Origin of the sequence: Coprococcus sp. BIOML-A2 (assembly GCF_009875795.1) — a bacterium.
In the GTDB taxonomy this organism is placed as follows: domain Bacteria; phylum Bacillota; class Clostridia; order Lachnospirales; family Lachnospiraceae; genus Coprococcus; species Coprococcus aceti.
The window spans coordinates 48,821-68,031 of the sequence record NZ_WWSI01000006.1; the positions used below are offsets into that span (position 1 = coordinate 48,821).

General features: G+C 45.0%; 20 protein-coding genes and 2 tRNA genes. 16 read left to right on the plus strand and 6 right to left on the minus strand.

Features of this window, described 5'->3' with window-relative positions; genetic code table 11:
• Window positions 1-19 precede the first annotated feature (19 nt).
• Both GT575_RS12505 and GT575_RS12510 read left to right on the plus strand, forming a co-directional pair.
• A complete protein-coding gene (locus tag GT575_RS12505) occupies window positions 20-787 on the plus strand; it encodes a hypothetical protein (RefSeq protein WP_118649847.1) in 768 nt (255 codons plus the stop codon).
• Window positions 788-858: 71 nt separating this feature from the next.
• On the plus strand, window positions 859-1,287 hold the full coding sequence (locus tag GT575_RS12510) for a hypothetical protein (RefSeq protein ID WP_004853714.1): 429 nt from the start codon (window positions 859-861) through the stop codon (window positions 1,285-1,287).
• A 123-nt stretch (window positions 1,288-1,410) separates the two neighbouring features.
• Here the strand turns inward: GT575_RS12510 and GT575_RS12515 are convergent.
• Together GT575_RS12515 and GT575_RS12520 are read right to left on the minus strand one after the other, a co-directional pair.
• A tRNA-Arg gene (locus tag GT575_RS12515) sits at window positions 1,411-1,484 on the minus strand.
• Between the two features lie 124 nt (window positions 1,485-1,608).
• The gene (locus GT575_RS12520; protein WP_015533441.1) at window positions 1,609-2,328 is read right to left on the minus strand and encodes a GTP pyrophosphokinase; all 720 of its coding nucleotides are present in this window, start codon (window positions 2,326-2,328) and stop codon (window positions 1,609-1,611) included.
• 181 nt (window positions 2,329-2,509) lie between these two features.
• On the opposite strand from GT575_RS12520, the gene GT575_RS12525 reads away from it, so the two are divergent.
• The 7 genes from GT575_RS12525 to GT575_RS12555 all read left to right on the plus strand — a co-directional run bounded on the left by GT575_RS12525 (window position 2,510) and on the right by GT575_RS12555 (window position 10,444).
• Window positions 2,510-3,451, plus strand: a complete 942-nt coding sequence (locus GT575_RS12525) for a hypothetical protein (protein ID WP_055274036.1) — start codon at window positions 2,510-2,512, stop codon at window positions 3,449-3,451.
• A gap of 89 nt (window positions 3,452-3,540) precedes the next feature.
• Window positions 3,541-4,059 (plus strand): RNA polymerase sigma factor, encoded by a 519-nt coding sequence (locus GT575_RS12530; RefSeq protein ID WP_161172145.1) that lies wholly within the window; start codon window positions 3,541-3,543, stop codon window positions 4,057-4,059.
• Entirely contained in the window at window positions 4,056-4,766 is a 711-nt protein-coding gene (locus tag GT575_RS12535; protein ID WP_055274038.1) for a hypothetical protein, read from the plus strand. The genes GT575_RS12530 and GT575_RS12535 overlap by 4 nt, the downstream gene beginning before the upstream one ends.
• Before the next feature lie 119 nt (window positions 4,767-4,885).
• Entirely contained in the window at window positions 4,886-6,724 is a 1,839-nt protein-coding gene (locus GT575_RS12540; protein ID WP_161172146.1) for a vWA domain-containing protein, read from the plus strand.
• A 175-nt stretch (window positions 6,725-6,899) separates the two neighbouring features.
• Window positions 6,900-8,642 carry an indolepyruvate ferredoxin oxidoreductase subunit alpha gene (gene iorA, locus GT575_RS12545; RefSeq protein ID WP_055147951.1) on the plus strand — a complete coding sequence of 581 codons (1,743 nt, stop codon included), beginning with the start codon at window positions 6,900-6,902 and terminating at the stop codon, window positions 8,640-8,642.
• Window positions 8,643-8,644: 2 nt separating this feature from the next.
• Window positions 8,645-9,217 carry an indolepyruvate oxidoreductase subunit beta gene (locus GT575_RS12550; RefSeq protein WP_015533435.1) on the plus strand — a complete coding sequence of 191 codons (573 nt, stop codon included), beginning with the start codon at window positions 8,645-8,647 and terminating at the stop codon, window positions 9,215-9,217.
• A 129-nt stretch (window positions 9,218-9,346) separates the two neighbouring features.
• Window positions 9,347-10,444 carry a GGDEF domain-containing protein gene (locus GT575_RS12555; RefSeq protein ID WP_015533434.1) on the plus strand — a complete coding sequence of 366 codons (1,098 nt, stop codon included), beginning with the start codon at window positions 9,347-9,349 and terminating at the stop codon, window positions 10,442-10,444.
• 74 nt (window positions 10,445-10,518) lie between these two features.
• On the opposite strand, the gene GT575_RS12560 is transcribed toward GT575_RS12555, so the two are convergent.
• Complete coding sequence (locus GT575_RS12560) at window positions 10,519-11,259, minus strand: N-acetylmuramoyl-L-alanine amidase family protein (RefSeq protein ID WP_015533433.1); 741 nt, start codon at window positions 11,257-11,259, stop codon at window positions 10,519-10,521.
• A gap of 143 nt (window positions 11,260-11,402) precedes the next feature.
• On the opposite strand from GT575_RS12560, the gene GT575_RS12565 reads away from it, so the two are divergent.
• Window positions 11,403-12,254, plus strand: coding sequence for an amidohydrolase family protein (locus GT575_RS12565; protein ID WP_161172147.1), 852 nt, complete (start codon window positions 11,403-11,405; stop codon window positions 12,252-12,254).
• A gap of 219 nt (window positions 12,255-12,473) precedes the next feature.
• On the opposite strand, the gene GT575_RS12570 is transcribed toward GT575_RS12565, so the two are convergent.
• Window positions 12,474-12,546: transfer RNA gene (locus tag GT575_RS12570), tRNA-Gln, on the minus strand.
• Between the two features lie 145 nt (window positions 12,547-12,691).
• Between GT575_RS12570 and GT575_RS12575 the strand changes: the two genes are divergently transcribed.
• From GT575_RS12575 to GT575_RS12590, 4 genes are read left to right on the plus strand one after another with little or no spacing between them, the layout of a single operon-like run.
• Entirely contained in the window at window positions 12,692-13,411 is a 720-nt protein-coding gene (locus tag GT575_RS12575; RefSeq protein WP_015533431.1) for an acyl-[acyl-carrier-protein] thioesterase, read from the plus strand.
• Window positions 13,412-13,446: 35 nt separating this feature from the next.
• Window positions 13,447-14,496: a CvfB family protein gene (locus tag GT575_RS12580; protein WP_308936789.1), complete on the plus strand. Its 1,050-nt coding sequence runs from the start codon at window positions 13,447-13,449 to the stop codon at window positions 14,494-14,496.
• 41 nt (window positions 14,497-14,537) lie between these two features.
• Window positions 14,538-14,918 (plus strand): RidA family protein, encoded by a 381-nt coding sequence (locus GT575_RS12585; protein WP_015533429.1) that lies wholly within the window; start codon window positions 14,538-14,540, stop codon window positions 14,916-14,918.
• A gap of 4 nt (window positions 14,919-14,922) precedes the next feature.
• Window positions 14,923-15,873, plus strand: coding sequence for a CPBP family intramembrane glutamic endopeptidase (locus tag GT575_RS12590; protein ID WP_161172148.1), 951 nt, complete (start codon window positions 14,923-14,925; stop codon window positions 15,871-15,873).
• A 55-nt stretch (window positions 15,874-15,928) separates the two neighbouring features.
• Here GT575_RS12590 and GT575_RS12595 read toward each other — a convergent pair whose 3' ends face one another.
• Window positions 15,929-16,126: a DUF378 domain-containing protein gene (locus GT575_RS12595; RefSeq protein ID WP_015533427.1), complete on the minus strand. Its 198-nt coding sequence runs from the start codon at window positions 16,124-16,126 to the stop codon at window positions 15,929-15,931.
• A gap of 191 nt (window positions 16,127-16,317) precedes the next feature.
• On the opposite strand from GT575_RS12595, the gene GT575_RS12600 reads away from it, so the two are divergent.
• Both GT575_RS12600 and GT575_RS12605 read left to right on the plus strand, forming a co-directional pair.
• Entirely contained in the window at window positions 16,318-16,638 is a 321-nt protein-coding gene (locus GT575_RS12600; RefSeq protein ID WP_022216728.1) for an ArsR/SmtB family transcription factor, read from the plus strand.
• A gap of 19 nt (window positions 16,639-16,657) precedes the next feature.
• Complete coding sequence (locus GT575_RS12605) at window positions 16,658-17,284, plus strand: HAD family hydrolase (RefSeq protein ID WP_055147963.1); 627 nt, start codon at window positions 16,658-16,660, stop codon at window positions 17,282-17,284.
• 92 nt (window positions 17,285-17,376) lie between these two features.
• Here the strand turns inward: GT575_RS12605 and GT575_RS12610 are convergent, their stop codons facing one another.
• Window positions 17,377-18,993 (minus strand): CTP synthase, encoded by a 1,617-nt coding sequence (locus GT575_RS12610; RefSeq protein WP_015533424.1) that lies wholly within the window; start codon window positions 18,991-18,993, stop codon window positions 17,377-17,379.
• Window positions 18,994-19,211: the final 218 nt, after the last annotated feature.

The window sequence follows — 19,211 nt, forward strand, 5'->3', positions numbered from 1 at the left end:
ATCGAAGGGGGAAATGTATATGGAGAGAATAAAGAATTTATCCAGGACGCAAAAGGTTCTGATGAGCATTATAGTGGCAATGATCATAGCATTTTCCATAATTTATCCGATTATAATGTCCATAAAGGGAATAGAATTCAGGGGTGACTTTCTGACCCGAAAAGAAGAACAGGGAAATGTGACATATACAGATGGACATACAAGTATCATAGTATATGATGACCAGAGCATAGAATTTAAGTGTTATCATCGATTTACAGGAGATGGGTATAGAGACGTAACATATGGACCATATAGCTGGATGGAGGATCATTCTGCCATACCGGTAGGGACAGAAAACGGCATGTTATCATCTGATGATTATATCGGAGTAAAGATCATGGCGGGTGATAAGGTGTTTTTTAGAGGCGCTGTCTCAAAAGATGGATACATGGTATACAATGCGGACGGCACGATGACCAACGATTTTGATGTGGTTTTAGGAGATTATTATGCAAATCCGCCGGATATTTATGAAATAGTGAAGTTTATTACTGGTCCGCAGACTACAAACAGAGGAAATATAGTATTATATATATTCGGAATCATTATATGCATCATTGCGGTCGTAAGTATGCTGTTTCCAGATGAACTTTTCAGATTGGCCATGTGGCCCAGGGTGAGAAACCTGTATGATGTTGAGCCGTCTGACTGGGAACTTACAGTCCGTGTTATCGAGTGGTATGTGCTTACGATTGGTGCATTTGTGGTATTTGTGATCGGACTTACGATGGGCAGTGTGACGTGACGACTCCGGACGAGTGATAGACAAAAGCGCTTAGCATATAGACAAATAGATGAAAGGATAACTTGAACAATATGGCATACACACCTAATGATATATATGATTATATAATTGAGAATGACAGGGAATCAGAATTCCTGCAGGCGATAACACTCCATAAACAGAACTTTTCCATAGGAGAGATTACAGACAGGCGTTTTCTCGTAAAAGAAGACAAGACGGTAAAGTTTATATCAAAGATGTATAAGATAAATATACAGATCACGGATGACGACATCATAACAGCGGTCATGAATGGCCTCTATGTGAGTGCATTTATCTCAAGACAGGGCGATGCCTACAATGTGCATTTTCTCGTACATGCGTATCCGGAAAATATGAAGTCGCAGTTTGACGAAGAGATATTAAAGGAAGTCCTGCGATACATGATCATGATGACTATTGTACGGCTGAGACTGGATACGCCGGAGAAGGTGGAAGAATATCTGGGGAGCAGGGAGTAGCACTTTATGTAAATAAAGCTTATAGCCGCTCCCCTGGCTTTTTTATGAATAATATTTGGCTGTTATAAAGTAGTTTTGATGAAACAAAAAAGCTGCCTGAAATAATTCAGACAGCTTCTGTCACGTGCGCAAGAGGATTCGAACCCCCGACACCTTGGTCCGTAGCCAAGTGCTCTATCCAGCTGAGCTATGCACACATGTTGATTAACAACATCAGTTATATTACAACAGGTTTGAGCAAATGTCAAATAAAAAGTTGCAAATATTTCAATTTTTTCATTCAACCTGAGGTTGAAAAATATCAGTAATAAATAACTGTAGTTATTCTTCAGGTGATTCTCTCTTAAGTTCAGGAATATACCTCTGACCATATATGCTGTTCTTGATGGACTGCATCTCAAGGTCTGTTGCGGATATCACATCTGCGCATTTCTTAAGTCTTGCGGATATCATGTCTACGTTCGGGATATCCTTCTTATATCTGAGCTGGTGATCTAGGCTCGCCCAGAAGTCCATCGCGATTGTTCTGATCTGTACCTCCACACGCATATTCCTTGTGTGGTCTGCGAAGAACACAGGAATCTCGACTATGACATGCAGACTGCGGTAGCCATTTGGCTTTGGATGCGATATGTAGTCTTTTGCCTCGATCAGGGTGATGTCGTCCTGACTTATGAGCTTTTCTGCCACCATGTATATGTCATCGATGAATGGGCAGATGACTCTTATTCCGGCGACGTCATCCAGATTGTTCAGTATACTTGCACATGTAACCGGACAGCCCTTGCTTGCAAGCTTTTTGGCAATGCTGACAGGCTTTTTGATCCTTGACTGTATGAATTCTATAGGATTTCTCTTATATCTTACGCTGAAATCATCGTTCAGCACTTCAAATTTTGTCTTCACCTCTCTGATGGCACATGAATACATCATCATGATCTCCTCAAAACTCTGCATCTCCTGCATGAAAGGATTTTCCTCCGGGCGCAGGAGTGAATTGATGTATTTGCTGTTCAGAGCGTTTGTCTGTATTGATTCCATAACTCCTCCAAAATGTAAAAAAACTGGAATGGTGTGTCCTGTTGCACAACTATGTGTATTATACTACATTCCACTTGTGCTTAAAAATAAAATTTTATAAAATACCTGTGAATGATCAATAAATACTGACAGGCATAATCCTTTTGCTTTGTTTGTCAGTTCACAGAGTCAGGAGAAGACAATGAGCTATTTTGATGAGATGATCGCCATGGAGCGTATACCGGATTCCTATGTGGGATGGGAACAGTACAGACGTGAGGTGACGGAATATATAGAAAATAACTGCCGGGTAAAAAAAGAATCCGGGCAGGATGCAGATGCAGCGAATTCAAAGCCTGTGCTTGCACTGTGGGGAATAGGGCCGGCCGGCGATATAGATATAGGAAGATTGGCAGATAATTACAGGCTGGTGCTCATAGACAGAGACAGGGAAGCTGTGCTTTCGGCAGTCAGGGAATATGGGTTGAAGGAACAGGATTATATAATAGCGGATATTCCATTCTGGCATGTAGACGATGACCAGTACCGCTTGTATGAGGCGATGCTTGAGGACTGTGAGGACACCGAGCACATACTTGAGTTCCTGACAGGCATAGCGACTGCCAATTCCGGTAAATATATTGGCAGAACGGAATCTGGGGATATAGTAAATGACACCGACAGGTATCTTGATATATTTGATTACAGTGTGGCGGTCGGGCTTCACAGCCAGCTCAATTCCAGATTTGCGGCATTGCTTTACCACTACAGGGACAATTATCATGACGAGGATCTTAGACTCATAAGCAGTGCCATCTCGGGGCTGAACGAGGCGGCGGTGGAGAGACTCAATGACTACATGTACCATATGACAAAGGATGTCCTCATATATGGATATGAGGTCGCTGCATGTGAGGATCAGACATGCGCAGAGAAGCTTGCAAATGCATTTGACAGGCGGGATGTGGAGACGATGAAGTCGGTGGAGCACATAGAAGGTGTGGCACAGCTCATGAAGGATATGTCGCTTCATATGAACTACGACGTGGAGCTGGTTGACAGCCGCCATATGGTATGGCCATTTGACACGGCCGGTGGCAGGAAAAATTACGTGATGGGATTTGCCGCCATGCGGAAGATATGATGTTGTAAATAGGCGGAAAAGATTAAAAAGTTAAATGACATTCCATAAAAATCAGTTGATATAACGTATATTATCATGAGGAGGGAGCTATGACAGACAGAGAATTTGAACAGTGCATGTCTGCGATGGCGGCGGGCGACAGGGATAGCCTGCGGCACATATATGATGCGTATCTGAAGCTCATATATGCTGTGGTGTACGACACCATAGGACAGCGCGAGGAGGCTGAGGATGTGACATCGGAATTCTTCATCAAGCTGTATAGCATTGCGGGAAGCTATAAGCCGGGAAATGGACATAAGAAATGGTTGGTCACGATCGCCCGGAATATGGCGGTGGACAGGATCAGGAAGATAGACCGTGAGGCTCTGGTGGATGAGATATCGGAGACCGGGCAGAGTGGCAGCATGGAGGAACAGGTTGTGAACAGCGTGTCACTGAAGGTGGCCATGGAGTCGCTTAAGCCTGATGAGCGGGAGATAGTTGATATGAAGGTGGCTGGAGGATTTACCTTCAGAGAGATATCAGAGATAGTTGGCAAGCCGATGGGAACAGTCACGTGGCTTTACAACAGTGCGATCAAGAGACTTAGGAGGTGCAGACTATGAACAGACATGAAGATGAACTGGAAAAGGAAATAGCTGACAAATATATAGAGAATATGGATGCACCTGATCTCTGGGGAAAAATAGAGGCAGGACTTGATGCGGTGGATGCGCATCGGGTGCAGGATAAGAAATCTGGAGATAAGAAGTTTGGAGTCAAGAAAGACCGTAAAGACAGGAACAGAAGAACCATCCAGATCGTTTCCGGTCTTGTGGCAGCGGCAGTGGTGTGTGTGCTGATCGTAGCCGGACCGTTAAGGAACAGCCGTAAGAGGGCAAGCGATAAGACAGCGCAGGACAACAGTGTGAAGGTGACTTCGGATGAAAGTTATTATGCACAAGAAAGTGACGCGGCTGCGGCAGACGATATTCAAAGCGATGCTGCTGAAATGGCAGAAAACGCCACGGCGAGTTATGATGTACAGAGAAATACTGATGCTCAGAATTCTGTGAATAGTGCTGACTATATCCCCATGATCATGTTGGATGGTGTGCTCTACAGGGACACATACGACATGGTCGATGCTGACAGCGTGGATGAGAGCAAAGCGGCCTACGCTGAGAGCTACACCGATGGCGTGCCGGCAAATGACGGCGAGGTCAACTTTGACATGAACCCATCCAGAAACTCAGCCTACATTGTGTGTGATGATGGCAGCCTTGTAGTGAAGGTTGAGGGCAACTGGTACAGATTTGAGAGGGCAGAATAGCACAAACAAATCAAAAATTAAAAAAATACAGAAATTACCATAAAAAATAATAATCCCTTCGTATATAGAATATAAAGCTTGACCGGTAGCTTGAAATTCATATTACGGAGGGATTTTTTATGATGAAATATAATTCAAAAATATTTGCAAGATCCATATGCGCAGTTATGGCAGGGGTTATGATGGTAGGAGGTCTTACGGGCTGTGGTAACGATGATGCAGTAGATGGCAGGGGAATGCGCCTTGAAAAACAAAATGGGGATAAGACAGAGATAACAGGGATCGCAGAAAAGTACGGGGAAAAAGAAAGTAAGCAAAAAAAGAAGTCGCTGCAGGACAATGGCTTGAGTGGAATATTCAACAGTACGTCGAATGATGTTATGTATGCGGAGGAAGCTTGTGATGTGGCAACAGTCGCTGGAGATACAGCGATGGTGACAGATGCTTCAAATTCTATGTATACAGAGATCGCCTACGATACGAGAGAGTATGACAGCGTGGCGGAGAATGGATTTGTATCCACAGCGGACAGACCTCTCTCCACATTTGCGGCGGACAGGGATACGGCATCATACAGCAACGTCAGGTCGTATATAGAGTCAGGCTGTCTCCCACCGGACGGAGCGGTGAGAATAGAAGAGATGCTGAACTATTTTACCTATGACTACAGAAGGAAGCCTGAGGATGGAGAGAAGTTCTCCATATACACAGAATATTCGGACTGCCCGTGGAATAAGGCCACAAAGCTCATGATGGTTGGGATCAACACGGATGAAATAGATTTTGGAGACAAGAAGCCTTCAAATCTGGTGTTCCTGATCGACACCTCGGGATCCATGTATGAAGATAACAAACTCCCACTCGTGCAGCAGTCATTTGCCATGCTGGCGGAGAATCTGGATGAGAACGACAAGGTGAGCATAGTCACATATGCGGGTGAGGATACGGTGGTGCTCTCGGGCACATCCGGCTCAGAGCAGTACACGATAAATGAGGCGCTTTCGAGTATGACAGCCGAGGGCTGTACCAACGGCGGAGATGCCATCATCACAGCTTACGAGCTGGCGGAGAAGAACTTTATAGAGGGAGGCAACAACCGTGTCATACTTGCAACGGACGGGGATCTGAACGTGGGGCTTACCAGTGAGAGCGACCTTGTGGATCTGATAACCGAGGAGAAGAAGGAAAACAACATTTTTCTCAGCGTGCTTGGGTTTGGAACGGACAATTTGAAGGACAACAAGCTTGAGGCTCTTGCTGATAATGGTGATGGAAGCTATGCGTTTATAGATTCTGCGTATGAGGCAAAGAAGGTGCTGGTGGACGAGATGGGCGGAACTCTGAACACCGTTGCCAAGGATGTGAAGTTTCAGATAGAGTTCAATCCGGCAAATGTCAAGGGTTACAGGCAGATAGGTTATGAGAACCGCGCCCTTGCGGATGCGGACTTTGCAAATGACGCTGTGGATGGCGGCGAGATAGGCGCAGGACATATGGTGACGGTGCTCTATGAGATAGTGCCTGCGGGATCAGACTTCGATGTGCCTGCAGCCGAGCACAAATACGGACAGGATTCCAATCAGGCAAATACATCGGAGACTGCATCACAAGACGTTAAGGATAAGTCTGATAGCGCAGAGGACTATATCGGTGAGCTTGCGACAGTGAACGTAAGATACAAGGAGCCGGATGGGGATAAGAGCAGTCTTGTGAGCCGTGTGGTGAAGACTGACAGCTACAGCAGCGAAATGTCCGTTGACATGAGTGCGGCAAGTGCCGTGGCGGCCTATGGTATGATCCTCAAAAACAGTGAATATGTGGGTTCTGCAGATTTTGATATGGTTATGGCTCTTGTTGGCGGTAAGGTGGACAGTTCAGCCGGCAGTGGCGATATTATCGATATGCAGTGGCAGGGCTTTGCAGACATGGTACGTCAGACGCAGAATATAACTGACTAGGGAAAATGTCGATAAGAGGAGCTGTTCGATATAGCTTTGTAATCACACTTTGTAATCACATTGTATAAAACTCTTTTATTTTATTGATAATTCTTGTATAATAACAAATTAGAGTGTCAATTAAGACGAAAAAATAAAAACAAGAATATCAATATAGACAGGAAGGGTAAGATTCATGGGCGAAAAAAAGATTATGCTTGGTAACGCAGCCATCGCCAGAGGCTGTTATGAAGCGGGTGTCAAGGTATCAGCGGCATATCCTGGAACACCAAGTACAGAGATCAGTGAGAACATGGTGCAGTACAAAGGAGATATCTACTCAGAGTGGTCACCAAATGAGAAGGTAGCCACAGAGGTAGCGATCGGTGCATCATTTGCGGGAGTGAGATCAATAGTGTCGATGAAGCATGTAGGTGTGAACGTGGCATCAGATCCGCTGTTCACCGCAGCATACACAGGTGTGAACGGAGGTATGGTACTTGTTGCAGCAGATGATCCTGGAATGTACTCATCACAGAATGAGCAGGATTCAAGACTTGTAGCAAGAACAGCCATGATCCCAGTTGTTGAGCCATCAGACAGCCAGGAGGCAAAGGATTTCACAAAGTATGCATTTGAGCTGAGTGAGAAGTATGATACTCCTGTAATGCTCCGTACAACCACAAGACTCTCACACTCACAGGGCGTTGTAGAGCTCTGTGACAGACAGGAGATTCCTGACAAGCCATATGAGAGAAATATAAAGAAATATGTCATGATGCCTGGTAACGCTATACCACGTCATGTATTTGTAGAGCAGAGACTCAAGGACATGGCAGCAGACGGAGCTGACATGCCGATCAACAGAGTTGAGATGAGAGACAAGAGTGTGGGTGTCATCACCAGCGGTATCCCTTACCAGTATGTCAGAGAGGCTATGCCAAACGCATCAGTCTTAAAGCTTGGCATGGTAAATCCACTCCCAAGAAAGATGATCGAGGACTTCTGTGCACAGGTAGACAAGGTGTATGTCATCGAGGAGCTTGAGCCACATATCGAGACTCAGGTCAGATCATGGGGAATAGATGCAGTCGGCAAGGAGCTGCTTACAGTTCAGGGTGAGTACAGCGCAAATATGCTCAGAGAGAAGCTTCTCGGTGAGAAGGTAGAGACAGTCGAGGCTGCTCAGGTTCCAGCTAGACCACCTATCCTCTGTCCAGGATGTCCACACAGAAGCGTATTCTCAGTCCTCTCAGAGCTGAAGATCCACGCTGCAGGAGATATCGGATGTTACACACTCGGAGCTGTCGCACCGCTCAGTGTTATTGACACAACAGTCTGCATGGGTTCATCCATCTCTACCCTTCATGGAATGGAGAAGGCAAAGGGCAAGGATTATATCAAGAACTGGGTAGCGGTCATAGGTGATTCAACATTCCTTCACACAGGTGTGAACTCACTCATGAACATGGTATACAACCAGAGCACAGGAACAGTCATCATACTTGACAACTCGACAACAGGTATGACAGGACATCAGGATCATGCCGCAACAGGTAAGACACTGATGGGAGATCCTACATATGCCATTGATATTTACAATCTCTGCAAGGCACTGGGAATCCAGAGCGTCCATGAGATAAATGCATTTGATATAGAAGGTCTTAAGAAGCTCATCAAGGAGGAGACAGCAAAGGATGAGGTATCAGTCATCATCACAAAGTCACCTTGTGTACTCTTGAAGACGACTAAGATAACAGGAAGATGCAAGGCAATACCTGAGAAGTGCAAGAAGTGCGGTATGTGCTTAAAGCCTGGATGCCCTGCAGTTATCAGGCAGGAGGATGGAACCATCCGTATAGATGACACACTCTGTACAGGCTGTGGACTGTGCATGAAGCGTTGTAAGTTCGATGCTATAGAAAGGGAGGAGTTCTAATCATGGAGACAAAGAATATTATGATCGTCGGCGTAGGCGGACAGGGAACACTTCTCACAAGCCGTATACTCGGTGGAATCACCACGGCAGCAGGTTATGATGTAAAGCTCTCAGAGGTTCACGGAATGAGCCAGAGAGGTGGAAGTGTTGTTACATATGTAAGATATGGTGAGAAGGTAAATGAGCCTATCGTGGAAGAGGGATGTGCAGATGTCCTCATAGCATTTGAGAGACTTGAGGCGCTCAGATATGCACACTTCCTGAAGAAGGATGGAGTTATCATCGTAAATGACCAGAGAATAGATCCTATCACTGTAGTTACAGGCGCAGCACAGTATCCTGATGGAATCATCGAGGAGCTCAGCGGCAAGTACAAGGTTATCTCAGTTGATGCCATGGACGAGGCAAAGAAGCTTGGCAACAACAAGGTATTTAACACAGTCATCATAGGAATCGCGGCACAGCACATGGATTTCTCACATGATGCATGGGTTGAGGTTATCAAGAACACAGTTCCACCTAAGACAGTGGAGAAGAATCTTGAGGCATTTGAGGTTGGCTACAACCTTAAGTAATTTGACGATTTTTGGTACAAAAGACGGATTTTGGCATAAAAAAAGTCCGTCTTTTGTTGATTAATGGTGGAAAAAAGGACCCTCATATGGTAAAATCAACACATATGATGGTTTGCGGGGTGCGTACACATGAATGATATTAACAAGGATGAGATTGACGCAAGATGGCATATGCTGGTATGGCGTATGATGATAGTTATATGCAGTATTTCTTTTGTTATTGCATGGATATTATTTGGAGTATACAGAGTAGATAAGAGCATAGGAGCAGGCGCATATATAGTAAAGTATATCGTGCTGCCGATGATAGTACAGGCTATAGCGATCACAATTTGCTATTTTTATATGAAGCACGATGAGGCGGACATAAAGCACAAGAATTATGTCGTGACAGGTATGATATATGTATGTGTCGGTGTTATAGCATTTACATATTGCACCATATACCCGCTTATACTTATTCCGTGTGTCACCATAATTGCCACGGCGTTATTTGCAGATCAGGAGCTGACGGTATGGTCGGGAGTTGCGGTGCTTGCACTCATGGTCATCAATGTTGTGAGATTACATTTGAATGTCGGTGAGCTTGCCACACAGATGAACTGGGTTGGAGCACTGCTCATATACATACTGGTAGTATCTGTTATGTGTGCGATGGTTATGGTCGTCAACAAGCACACGAAGGCACTTATGGAATCGATTGCCGGAAGCTACAACAGACAGGTAACACTGATGAGTGAGCTTATGGTTGATCCGATGACAGGCCTGTACAACAGAAGATCATTTGAGGAGAGCCTTGATAAGGAGATCGAGAATGTGGAGCAGACTGGGGCGAAGTCCTATGTCACCATATTTGATATAGATCATTTCAAGGAAGTCAACGATACATATGGCCACAGCAATGGAGATATAGTTATCAAGGCGCTGTGTAAGATGATGAAGGAGAAGTCGAAGGATATGGGACTTGCCTTCAGATACGGCGGTGAGGAGTTCGTGATACTGTTCCATGATGTGGAACTGTCCAAGGTCATGAATGTTGTTGAGGACATAAGAACAGAGTTCAGATGCTACTATTTCCACTTTATGAACAAGGATGGAATAACATGTAGCTGTGGTGTCGCTGAGTACACCAAGGGAGAGAGTTCCAAGGCATGGTTCAACAGAGCGGATTCAGCACTCTATAAGGCGAAGGAATCAGGAAGAAACAGAACAGTTATAAGTGAATAAAAAATAACACATTGGGCTGTGCTCAATGTGTTATTTTTTTATGGAATTATTCAAATGTTATGATATGTCCGGCGTTACTGGACATAATCGTTCAGCCACTGAACCACACCGTTGGATATTGCCTTGGCGTAGTTCTCAAGATTTTCATTGAAATAGTCCAGATCGTCCTGGTTGGTCATGAAGCCCATCTCAACGATCATGCTTGTCATATCGGTGTCTCTGATGACCGCATAGTCATCATCGCTGTCTCCCTGGGTTCCGATTCGCACCCCTCGGTTGGCGGTTATACCAACTTCCTCGAGATTGCTCAGAATGTCATCTGCGGCCGCATAACTGCGCTCAGATCCTGAGCTGTGTATCCATATCTCAATGCCCTTTGTGGTGTTTGGGTTGGCTGTTGAATTGCGGTGTAGCGAAACGAAGATATCAGCCTTGGCCTTGTTTGCTATCTTTGAACGGGAGTCGAGCTGTGTGTCGCTGTCGTCGGATCTGGTCATTATGACGTTGACGCCGCTCTTTTTCAGGGCTTTGGCAACCTCCTGCGCAAGACGGAGATTGTCGTCCTTCTCGTAGCTTCCGTCAAGTCCCACAGCGCCTACATCGCTTCCTCCATGACCAGCATCCACACACACCGTGTATGTGTCGTTGGCCTTCTGGAGCATGACAGTCTGTCCTTTCCCCTTGGTGATCTGTGCCTTTGCCAGAAAAAATCCCATGACAAGTATGCACAATAATAGTATGATGTTTATGGCGACCAAAAAGACGACGAGGGAACGCATCTGTTTCAGCGTCATTTTCTTTTTTCGTTTGCTCATGTTTTCTCCTTCGTGGAAATATCTTTGATAAAGATACCTCAAAATCCGATGTTTTTCAACTGGGGATATGGAGAACGTGAACAGCATGGCCGCAGCAGAGGTGTTCTGCGCTTACGCAGTATAAATGTACAGGAGGAATATTTATGATAATAGATTTTCACACACACACGTATCCCGACAGGATAGCAGCCAAGACGGTAGGGCTTCTGGAGAGCAGATCCGGTACAAGGGCACATTCGGATGGCACACTTGACGGACTGGAGAATGACATGAGGAGCAGACATGTGGATGTGTCTGTGGTACTTCCGGTGGCAACGTCTCCGAAACAATATAAGCATATAAATGAATTCGCAGTTGAGGAGAATGAGCGCTTTTCAGAGACACATGTGTGGTCGTTTGGAGGGATACATCCCGACAATGACAATTACAAAGAGATACTCAGGGATATATGCGACAAAGGTCTGAAGGGGATAAAGATCCATCCTGACTACCAGGGGGCTTTTTTCAACGATATAAGATATAAAAGGATAATCAGCTATGCCACAGAGCTTGGGCTTATCGTGGTGACACATGCGGGAACAGACATAGGACTTCCTGATGTGACTCACTGCACTCCTGCAATGGCGGAGGAGGTGCTGGATGAGGTTGGGCCTGACAAGCTTGTGCTTGCCCATATGGGTGGATGGCAGATGTGGGATGACGTGCTGAACAGACTTTGCGGAAGAGATGTGTATTTTGATACGGCATTTTCCTATGGACAGATAGACTGGCGGGAGGGGGCACCGCACAGATGGCAGCTTCTTGATGGTGACATGTTTAAGAAGATAGTGGCAGCTCACGGGTCTGACAAGATCCTGTTCGGAACGGACAGCCCATGGTCTGATCAGGAACAGTCATGTGCGGACATAGAGACCCTTGATCTGGAAGATGTGGACAAAAACAATATATTTGAGAATAATGCGCGAAAATTGCTTGGATTGAAATTGAATTTTTAGAAAAAATACGCGAAAACCTATTGATAATGTTTTAAAAATGTGTTACATTTTTGTTACGCCAATGAAATTTTTCACAGATAGTAATACACGAAAGACATGTCGGAGCCTAACGACATGTCTTTTTTATGTGCTGTGGAGCGGACTGCCCACTGTAAGTATCATTATATGAAGCGGTTTATGAAATAAAAAAGACTTGAGATAAATCTCAAGTCTTAGTAGCTGGGCTACAAGGATTCGAACCTTGAAAATGCTGGAGTCAGAGTCCAGTGCCTTACCATTTGGCGATAGCCCATTGCCTCAACAAATGATAGTATATACTAAAGCTCAGAATAATGCAAGCACTTTTTAAAAAAAATTCAAAAAAATTTTTCACCTTGCGATAGCCCTCTAAATAGGGTATAAAATTATAGTAAAATGAGCATCATGGAGGTGGCGTAATGTATTCATATGAAGCAATAGTCAGGTATAGTGAGACTGGTGGAAATAAGATATCCAACATGGCGACCATAGCGAACTATTTCCAGGACTGTGCTATACTGCAGTCGGAGGAGGTCGGCATAGGGCTGGATTATCTGGCAGAACACCACAGAGCATGGTTCCTGGTTTCCTGGCAGATAGAGGTGGTCAGATATCCTGCGATGGGAGAGAAGATCAAGGTCAGGACGTGGGCATATGATTTCAAGGCATCTCTGGGATTCAGAAATATAGATATACTGGACGAGAATGGAGAACGCATAGTTAAGGCGGCATCCATTTGGAGCTATATGGACACCGAGAGGCTGAGACCTGTCAAGATAGACAAAGAGGTGTCAGACGCATATCCGATGGAGCCTGCCATAGACATGGAGTATGCGCCGCGTAAGGTAAAACTGCTGGGCGATGCGGAGACTATAGATACCAGAAAGGTCATGTCTTATCAGATAGACTCCAACAATCATATGAATAATGAAGCGTATATTGCTCTTGCCCAGGAATACGTGGATGATGTTGCGGATATTATTGCCGTCAGAGCGGAATATAAGATGCAATATGTGAAAGATGATGTTATAGTAGTAAAGAGGTTTATTGACGACAGATATGTTCAGATAATCCTGGCAGATGAAGAGGACAGGACAAGGTGTGTTGTCCAGTTTGAACGGAGCAGTAAGGATATATGATATACTGTGTCGACAGAAAAAATTAAGAGGACGGTATGACGATGATAAAGATAGGCGAATGGAATGATCTTATAGTAAAGAGAGAAAAGGAATTTGGTGTGTATCTTGGATGTGCGGATTCTGACAGTGAGGTGCTTCTTCCGAGAAAGCAGGTTCCGAATGGCATAAAGACAGGCGAGCACATCAACGTGTTCATATACAGGGATTCTGACGACAGACTCATTGCAACTGTGAATGTTCCATATATAACTATGGGTAAGATGGCTGTTCTCAGGTGTGTGGGAACTACCAAGATCGGTGCATTCATGGACTGGGGACTTGAAAAGGATATTCTGCTTCCGTTTAAGGAGCAGGTTGGCCCGGTGAGAGAGAACCATGAATATCTGGTCAGAATGTACACTGACAAATCGGACAGACTGTGTGTGTCCATGAAGGTTTATGAGTATCTGAGCAGCAATTCCCCATATAAGCAGGGAGATGCTATATCGGGAATAGTTATAGAGTACAGCTCCGAGTATGGTGCATTTGTCGCTGTGGACAACAAATATTCAGCACTTATCCCGAAGAAGGAGATACACAGTGCCATATATGCCGGCGACCACGTTGAGGGCAGGGTTGCGTCAGTCAGGGAAGACGGCAAGCTGAACCTCACCATGCAGAAGCCGATAAAGATGCAGATCAGGGAGAATGCAGAGATGATATTGAATATCATCGATTCATATAATGGAGTGCTCCCGTTCAATGACAAGGCAGATTCAAAGGTGATAGAGAAGGAATTTGGAATAAGCAAGAGAGCATTTAAGACGGCGGTTGGCAAGCTCCTCAAGGACGGTAAGATAAGGATCACAGAGAAGAACATTGAGATACTGTCCGAGGAAGAGCGGGCAGAGCTTGCGAAAAAAGGAACAACCAAAGCCGATGTTGTGAAGCGTGCAAAGCCTGAGACGAAGAAGCCGGTATCCAGACGGTCACCGGAGCCCGTGCCAGACAGAAAAGGCACTGTGAAATTTACCAGAAGCAATGGCGGAAGGCGCAACAACAGAAAGGCTCTCATGGCGGAGCTGAGCGAGATGGATGAGGAGTAATAGTTCATCATATATAATAGTAAAAACAGGAGGAACAAAACATGAAGACAATAATAAGTACACCAAAGGCACCAGCGGCAATAGGACCATATTCACAGGCGGTTCTCGTGAATGGAATGCTTTTTACATCAGGAGTTATACCTATCGATCCTGAGACAAATACACTGGTTGAGGGAGATGTTACTGTACAGGCAAGACAGGCGATCGGCAATCTCAAGAATCTCATAGAGGCATCAGGCTCATCTATGGATAAGGTAGTGAAGACAACAGTATTTATCAAGGATATGAATGATTTTGGCAAGATAAATGATATTTACAAGGACTTCTTCACAAGCGATTTCCCTGCACGTTCATGCGTGGAGGTTGCAAGACTCCCTAAGGATGTGCTTATAGAGATAGAAGCCATCGCTACAGTAGAGTAAGCGTATGAGACAGGACAATGTTCAGAGAAAGGTACACGGAGCGTCATGGTTTTTCCTGTCGCTGATATGTGTGTATCTGTGTGTTGTTATGATCCTGTGGAAGACGAATATCGGCTCACATATAACCATGGTTCAGAATCTGATCCTGAGCCAGAGCATGATATTCGTGCCGACGATCATATATATTCTTATAAGCAAATGTGATCTGCGCGAAACGCTCAGACTGAAAAAGACGCACTGGCTGGCGATAATCATCGTTCCGGCATTCGTCGTGGCTCTTGAGCCTCTTATGACACTCATAAATGCCATAAGTCTTCTGTGGGTGGAGAGTGCCACTACCGAGCTTGCAACAGGTCTTGTGTCGAATCATAAGCTGTGGGTGTCAACACTTCTCATGGCGGTCACTCCGGGAATCGTGGAGGAGCTTGCCTACAGAGGCGTCATAATGGGAAGCTACAGATATGGCAGCAGACTGGCGGCTATAATCATAGGAGGAATAATGTTCGGAGCCATGCACATGAATTTCAATCAGATGGCATATGCGATGGTTCTGGGAATGATGCTGGGATTTCTTGCCGAGGCGACAGGAAGTATATTTACGACCATGTATGCCCATTTCTGCTTTAATGAGATATCCGTCATCATCAGCTATATAGCATCACATGTCAGCGTGCTAAAGCAGATGGTGGAGAAACAGGCTTCTGAGGGAATAGCAGCAGATCAGCTCAAGCAGACGATATTGATATATATTCCATTTGCATTTATGGGATTGTGTGCGGCTGTGGCGATGATAGTGTTGTTGGCGTACCTGAATGGAAGGCATATGGATATGCTGGCGATGTTCAGAAGAAACAGGAACGCTGAGGTCAAGAGACCGAGGATCATATCTGTGCCGCTTGTTCTGGCACTGTGCGTATGCATAGGATTTATGATAATAACAGAATTTGTTTTATGATATGTAATACAATGCCTGCACTTTTATAGGTGCGGGCATTTGCATATTAATGCCGTTAATCCCTGTTGAGTAACCAGTAGAAGGAGATGGCATACAGTCCGGCAACACCCACCAGAGTATAGATTATTCTGGAAAATGCAGTTCCGGCACCGAAGATGCCGTCCACTATGTTGTAGCTGAACAGTCCTATAATGCCCCATACGATAGCACCGATTATGGTCAGTGTGAGACATATGCAATTTAATGTTTTCATTTTTGACCTCCAATATGATCGCGCCAAATGCGGCGTTTCAGTATGATGTAATTGTGTGCAGTTATCATTTTAAATATTCATGAGATTCAGGTGACTTGACACAAAAAAGTAAGTGTAGTAAATTTACATATGAATACTTGTTCAAATGGAACACGTGAGTTGCTTGTTTGGGAGCAGAAAGGACCATAGATATGGCAGAAGATAAAAATATTTTTTTTGACAGTTATGAACTGGAACAGTCGGATCTCGCAGATCTGGCAGACCTGTTCAAGGTGTTTGGCGATGCGACACGTATATCCATCATGTTCGCCCTGCTTAAGCAGGAACTGAGTGTCGGAGACATCGCAGAGCGTCTGGAGATGAATGCATCGGCTATTTCACACCAGCTCAGGGTGCTGAAGCAGGCCAAATTGATAAAAAGCAGAAGAGAGGGCAAGAATATAATATATTCCCTGGCCGATGAGCACGTTGTGACCATCATCAAACAGGGTGTTGACCATATACTTGAATAGAATATACGAGAGGTAGAATATGAAGGTAGAATCACTTATATTTGACATGGATGGAACTCTGTGGGACAGCGCGGCAAATGTGGCTGCGTCCTGGAGTGAAGTCCTCGAAAGACAGGCTGATGTGGACATGAAGGTGACAGAGGCCGATATCAAATCTGTTATGGGTATGCCTATGGATGCCATTGCCGACAAGCTGTTCGGAGCGTATTCGGAGGACAGAATGACTCAGCTTATAGATGCCTGCGGAGACTATGAGAACGAGTATCTCCGTGAACATGGTGGCGTTCTGTACGATGGTGTAGAGGATACCATTGCGAAGCTTTCGGGATCACACAGGCTGTTTATAGTCAGCAACTGCCAGAGTGGATATATAGAGGCATTTCTTGATTATTACGGGTTTGGAAAGTATTTTAAGGATATACTCTGCTGGGGAGATACAAAGGTATCAAAGGGCGAGAGTATAAAGATACTCATGGAGAAGAATGGAATAGAGGATGCTGCATATGTCGGCGACATCCAGGGCGACTGCGACAGTGCCAGATTTGCCGGGATAAAGTTCATTCACGCGGCATACGGGTTTGGCAGTGTGAAGGATAAGGATGCGGAGATCCATACATTTGCGGAACTTCTTGACGTGGTGGAGTGATCCGGAAGGTCATTTACAGACCTGCTATAAAACATAATAAACAGAAAAACAGGGAGTATATCAGCAGTTGATATACTCCCTGTCTCTATATATTATTTATCCATATGCTCAAGTGCAGCTGCTACAAATCCTTTGAAAAGAGGATGTGGCTTGTTTGGTCTTGATTTGAATTCCGGATGTGCCTGTGTCCCGATGAACCAAGGATGCTCAGGAATCTCGATCATCTCGACGATATGTCCGTCAGGTGACAGTCCGACAAGCTCCATTCCGTTGTCAGTCAGAGCCTGACGATAGTCATTGTTGACCTCGTATCTGTGTCTGTGACGCTCGTGGATATATTCTGTACCGTATAACTGGTATGACTTTGAATCCTTTGCAAGCACACAAGGATATGAACCAAGTCTGAGGGTACCGCCAAGATCGGTTACATCGTGCTGGTTTGGCATGATGTGGATTACCTGGTGGAATGAGTTTGGATTGAACTCAGAGCTGTGGGCGTCTGAATATCCAAGTACATTTCTTGCAAATTCAACTATCGTGAGCTGCATTCCGAGACACAGTCCAAGGTAAGGAACCTTGTGTGTTCTGGCGTAATTGATAGAAGTGATCATTCCCTCTATACCTCTGTCGCCAAAGCCGCCCGGAACAAGGATTCCGTCTATATCGCCGAGGATCTCAGCGACATTCTCCTCTGTTACAAGCTCGGAGTCGACCCACTTGATCTCAACCTCTGCCTTGTTGGCAACGCCGGCATGCTTCAATGCCTCAACTACTGAGATATAGGCATCGTGAAGTGATACGTACTTTCCGACCAGAGCAACTCTTACATTCTTCTCAGGATGCTTCCATGCATCTATCATGCTTGTCCACTCGAGCCATGCCTGTTCTGCAGGTGGAGGACATTCCATATCCAGGCACTCACATACTACATCGGCAAGGTGCTCCTTCTCCATGGCAAGTGGAACCTCATACAGAACATCCACGTCAAGATTCTGTATAACGTTTCTGCTCGGCACGTTACAGAACAGTGCGATCTTATCCTTGATGCCCTGATCAAGAGGAAGATCGGAACGACATACGAGGATATCGGGCTGAATACCCATTCCCTGAAGATTCTTAACGCTCGCCTGGGTAGGCTTGGTCTTGATCTCACCTGAAGCCTTCAGATAAGGGATAAGAGTTACATGGATCATGATGCAGTTCTTAGGACCGACCTCATGCTGGAACTGTCTGATAGCCTCAAGGAATGGCTGGCTTTCGATATCTCCAACGGTTCCGCCGATCTCGATTATCGCTACCTCAGTATCCTTTGCATCGGGATTTCTGTAGAATCTGTCTTTTATCTCATTGGTGATATGTGGCACTACCTGTACTGTGTGTCCTCCGAAATCACCATGGCGCTCCTTCTGAAGGATGCTCCAGTATACCTTTCCGGTTGTTACATTAGAATTCTTGTTGAGACTTTCGTCTATAAAACGCTCATAGTGACCGAGATCCAGATCTGTTTCGGCGCCGTCGTCAGTGACAAAAACTTCGCCGTGCTGGATAGGGTTCATTGTTCCCGGATCAATATTGATATAAGGGTCGAACTTCTGGCTTGTGACTTTATATCCTCTCATCTTGAGAAGACGTCCAAGAGAAGCAGCAGTAATACCCTTACCGAGTCCAGATACAACACCACCAGTGACAAACACATACTTGACTGCCATAATTATATCCTCCATTAATACTTCAAAAAACTACATTAACATATTATAAGCAAGCCATATCTAAAAGTCAATTGAGAAAAACAAGCTAAAAACAAATTAAACTTGGCAAAATAATGCTCTGGCTGTTGAAATGAACGTTTTAGGGTCAGATGACATGAAATAATGAAGCACACTGATGCGTGAAGGCTGTCGCACCTGTGCACGACATACATTATGTC

Excerpts from the sequence above, each read along its gene's own strand:
- GT575_RS12505 (WP_118649847.1), top strand. The coding sequence starts at position 20 with ATGGAGAGAATAAAGAATTTATCCAGGACGCAAAAGGTTCTGATGAGC.
- GT575_RS12510 (WP_004853714.1), top strand. The coding sequence starts at position 859 with ATGGCATACACACCTAATGATATATATGATTATATAATTGAGAATGAC.
- GT575_RS12520 (WP_015533441.1), bottom strand. The coding sequence starts at position 2,328 with ATGGAATCAATACAGACAAACGCTCTGAACAGCAAATACATCAATTCA.
- GT575_RS12525 (WP_055274036.1), top strand. The coding sequence starts at position 2,510 with ATGAGCTATTTTGATGAGATGATCGCCATGGAGCGTATACCGGATTCC.
- GT575_RS12530 (WP_161172145.1), top strand. The coding sequence starts at position 3,541 with ATGACAGACAGAGAATTTGAACAGTGCATGTCTGCGATGGCGGCGGGC.
- GT575_RS12535 (WP_055274038.1), top strand. The coding sequence starts at position 4,056 with ATGAACAGACATGAAGATGAACTGGAAAAGGAAATAGCTGACAAATAT.
- GT575_RS12540 (WP_161172146.1), top strand. The coding sequence starts at position 4,886 with ATGATGAAATATAATTCAAAAATATTTGCAAGATCCATATGCGCAGTT.
- iorA (WP_055147951.1), top strand. The coding sequence starts at position 6,900 with ATGGGCGAAAAAAAGATTATGCTTGGTAACGCAGCCATCGCCAGAGGC.
- GT575_RS12550 (WP_015533435.1), top strand. The coding sequence starts at position 8,645 with ATGGAGACAAAGAATATTATGATCGTCGGCGTAGGCGGACAGGGAACA.
- GT575_RS12555 (WP_015533434.1), top strand. The coding sequence starts at position 9,347 with ATGAATGATATTAACAAGGATGAGATTGACGCAAGATGGCATATGCTG.
- GT575_RS12560 (WP_015533433.1), bottom strand. The coding sequence starts at position 11,259 with ATGAGCAAACGAAAAAAGAAAATGACGCTGAAACAGATGCGTTCCCTC.
- GT575_RS12565 (WP_161172147.1), top strand. The coding sequence starts at position 11,403 with ATGATAATAGATTTTCACACACACACGTATCCCGACAGGATAGCAGCC.
- GT575_RS12575 (WP_015533431.1), top strand. The coding sequence starts at position 12,692 with ATGTATTCATATGAAGCAATAGTCAGGTATAGTGAGACTGGTGGAAAT.
- GT575_RS12580 (WP_308936789.1), top strand. The coding sequence starts at position 13,447 with ATGACGATGATAAAGATAGGCGAATGGAATGATCTTATAGTAAAGAGA.
- GT575_RS12585 (WP_015533429.1), top strand. The coding sequence starts at position 14,538 with ATGAAGACAATAATAAGTACACCAAAGGCACCAGCGGCAATAGGACCA.
- GT575_RS12590 (WP_161172148.1), top strand. The coding sequence starts at position 14,923 with ATGAGACAGGACAATGTTCAGAGAAAGGTACACGGAGCGTCATGGTTT.
- GT575_RS12595 (WP_015533427.1), bottom strand. The coding sequence starts at position 16,126 with ATGAAAACATTAAATTGCATATGTCTCACACTGACCATAATCGGTGCT.
- GT575_RS12600 (WP_022216728.1), top strand. The coding sequence starts at position 16,318 with ATGGCAGAAGATAAAAATATTTTTTTTGACAGTTATGAACTGGAACAG.
- GT575_RS12605 (WP_055147963.1), top strand. The coding sequence starts at position 16,658 with ATGAAGGTAGAATCACTTATATTTGACATGGATGGAACTCTGTGGGAC.
- GT575_RS12610 (WP_015533424.1), bottom strand. The coding sequence starts at position 18,993 with ATGGCAGTCAAGTATGTGTTTGTCACTGGTGGTGTTGTATCTGGACTC.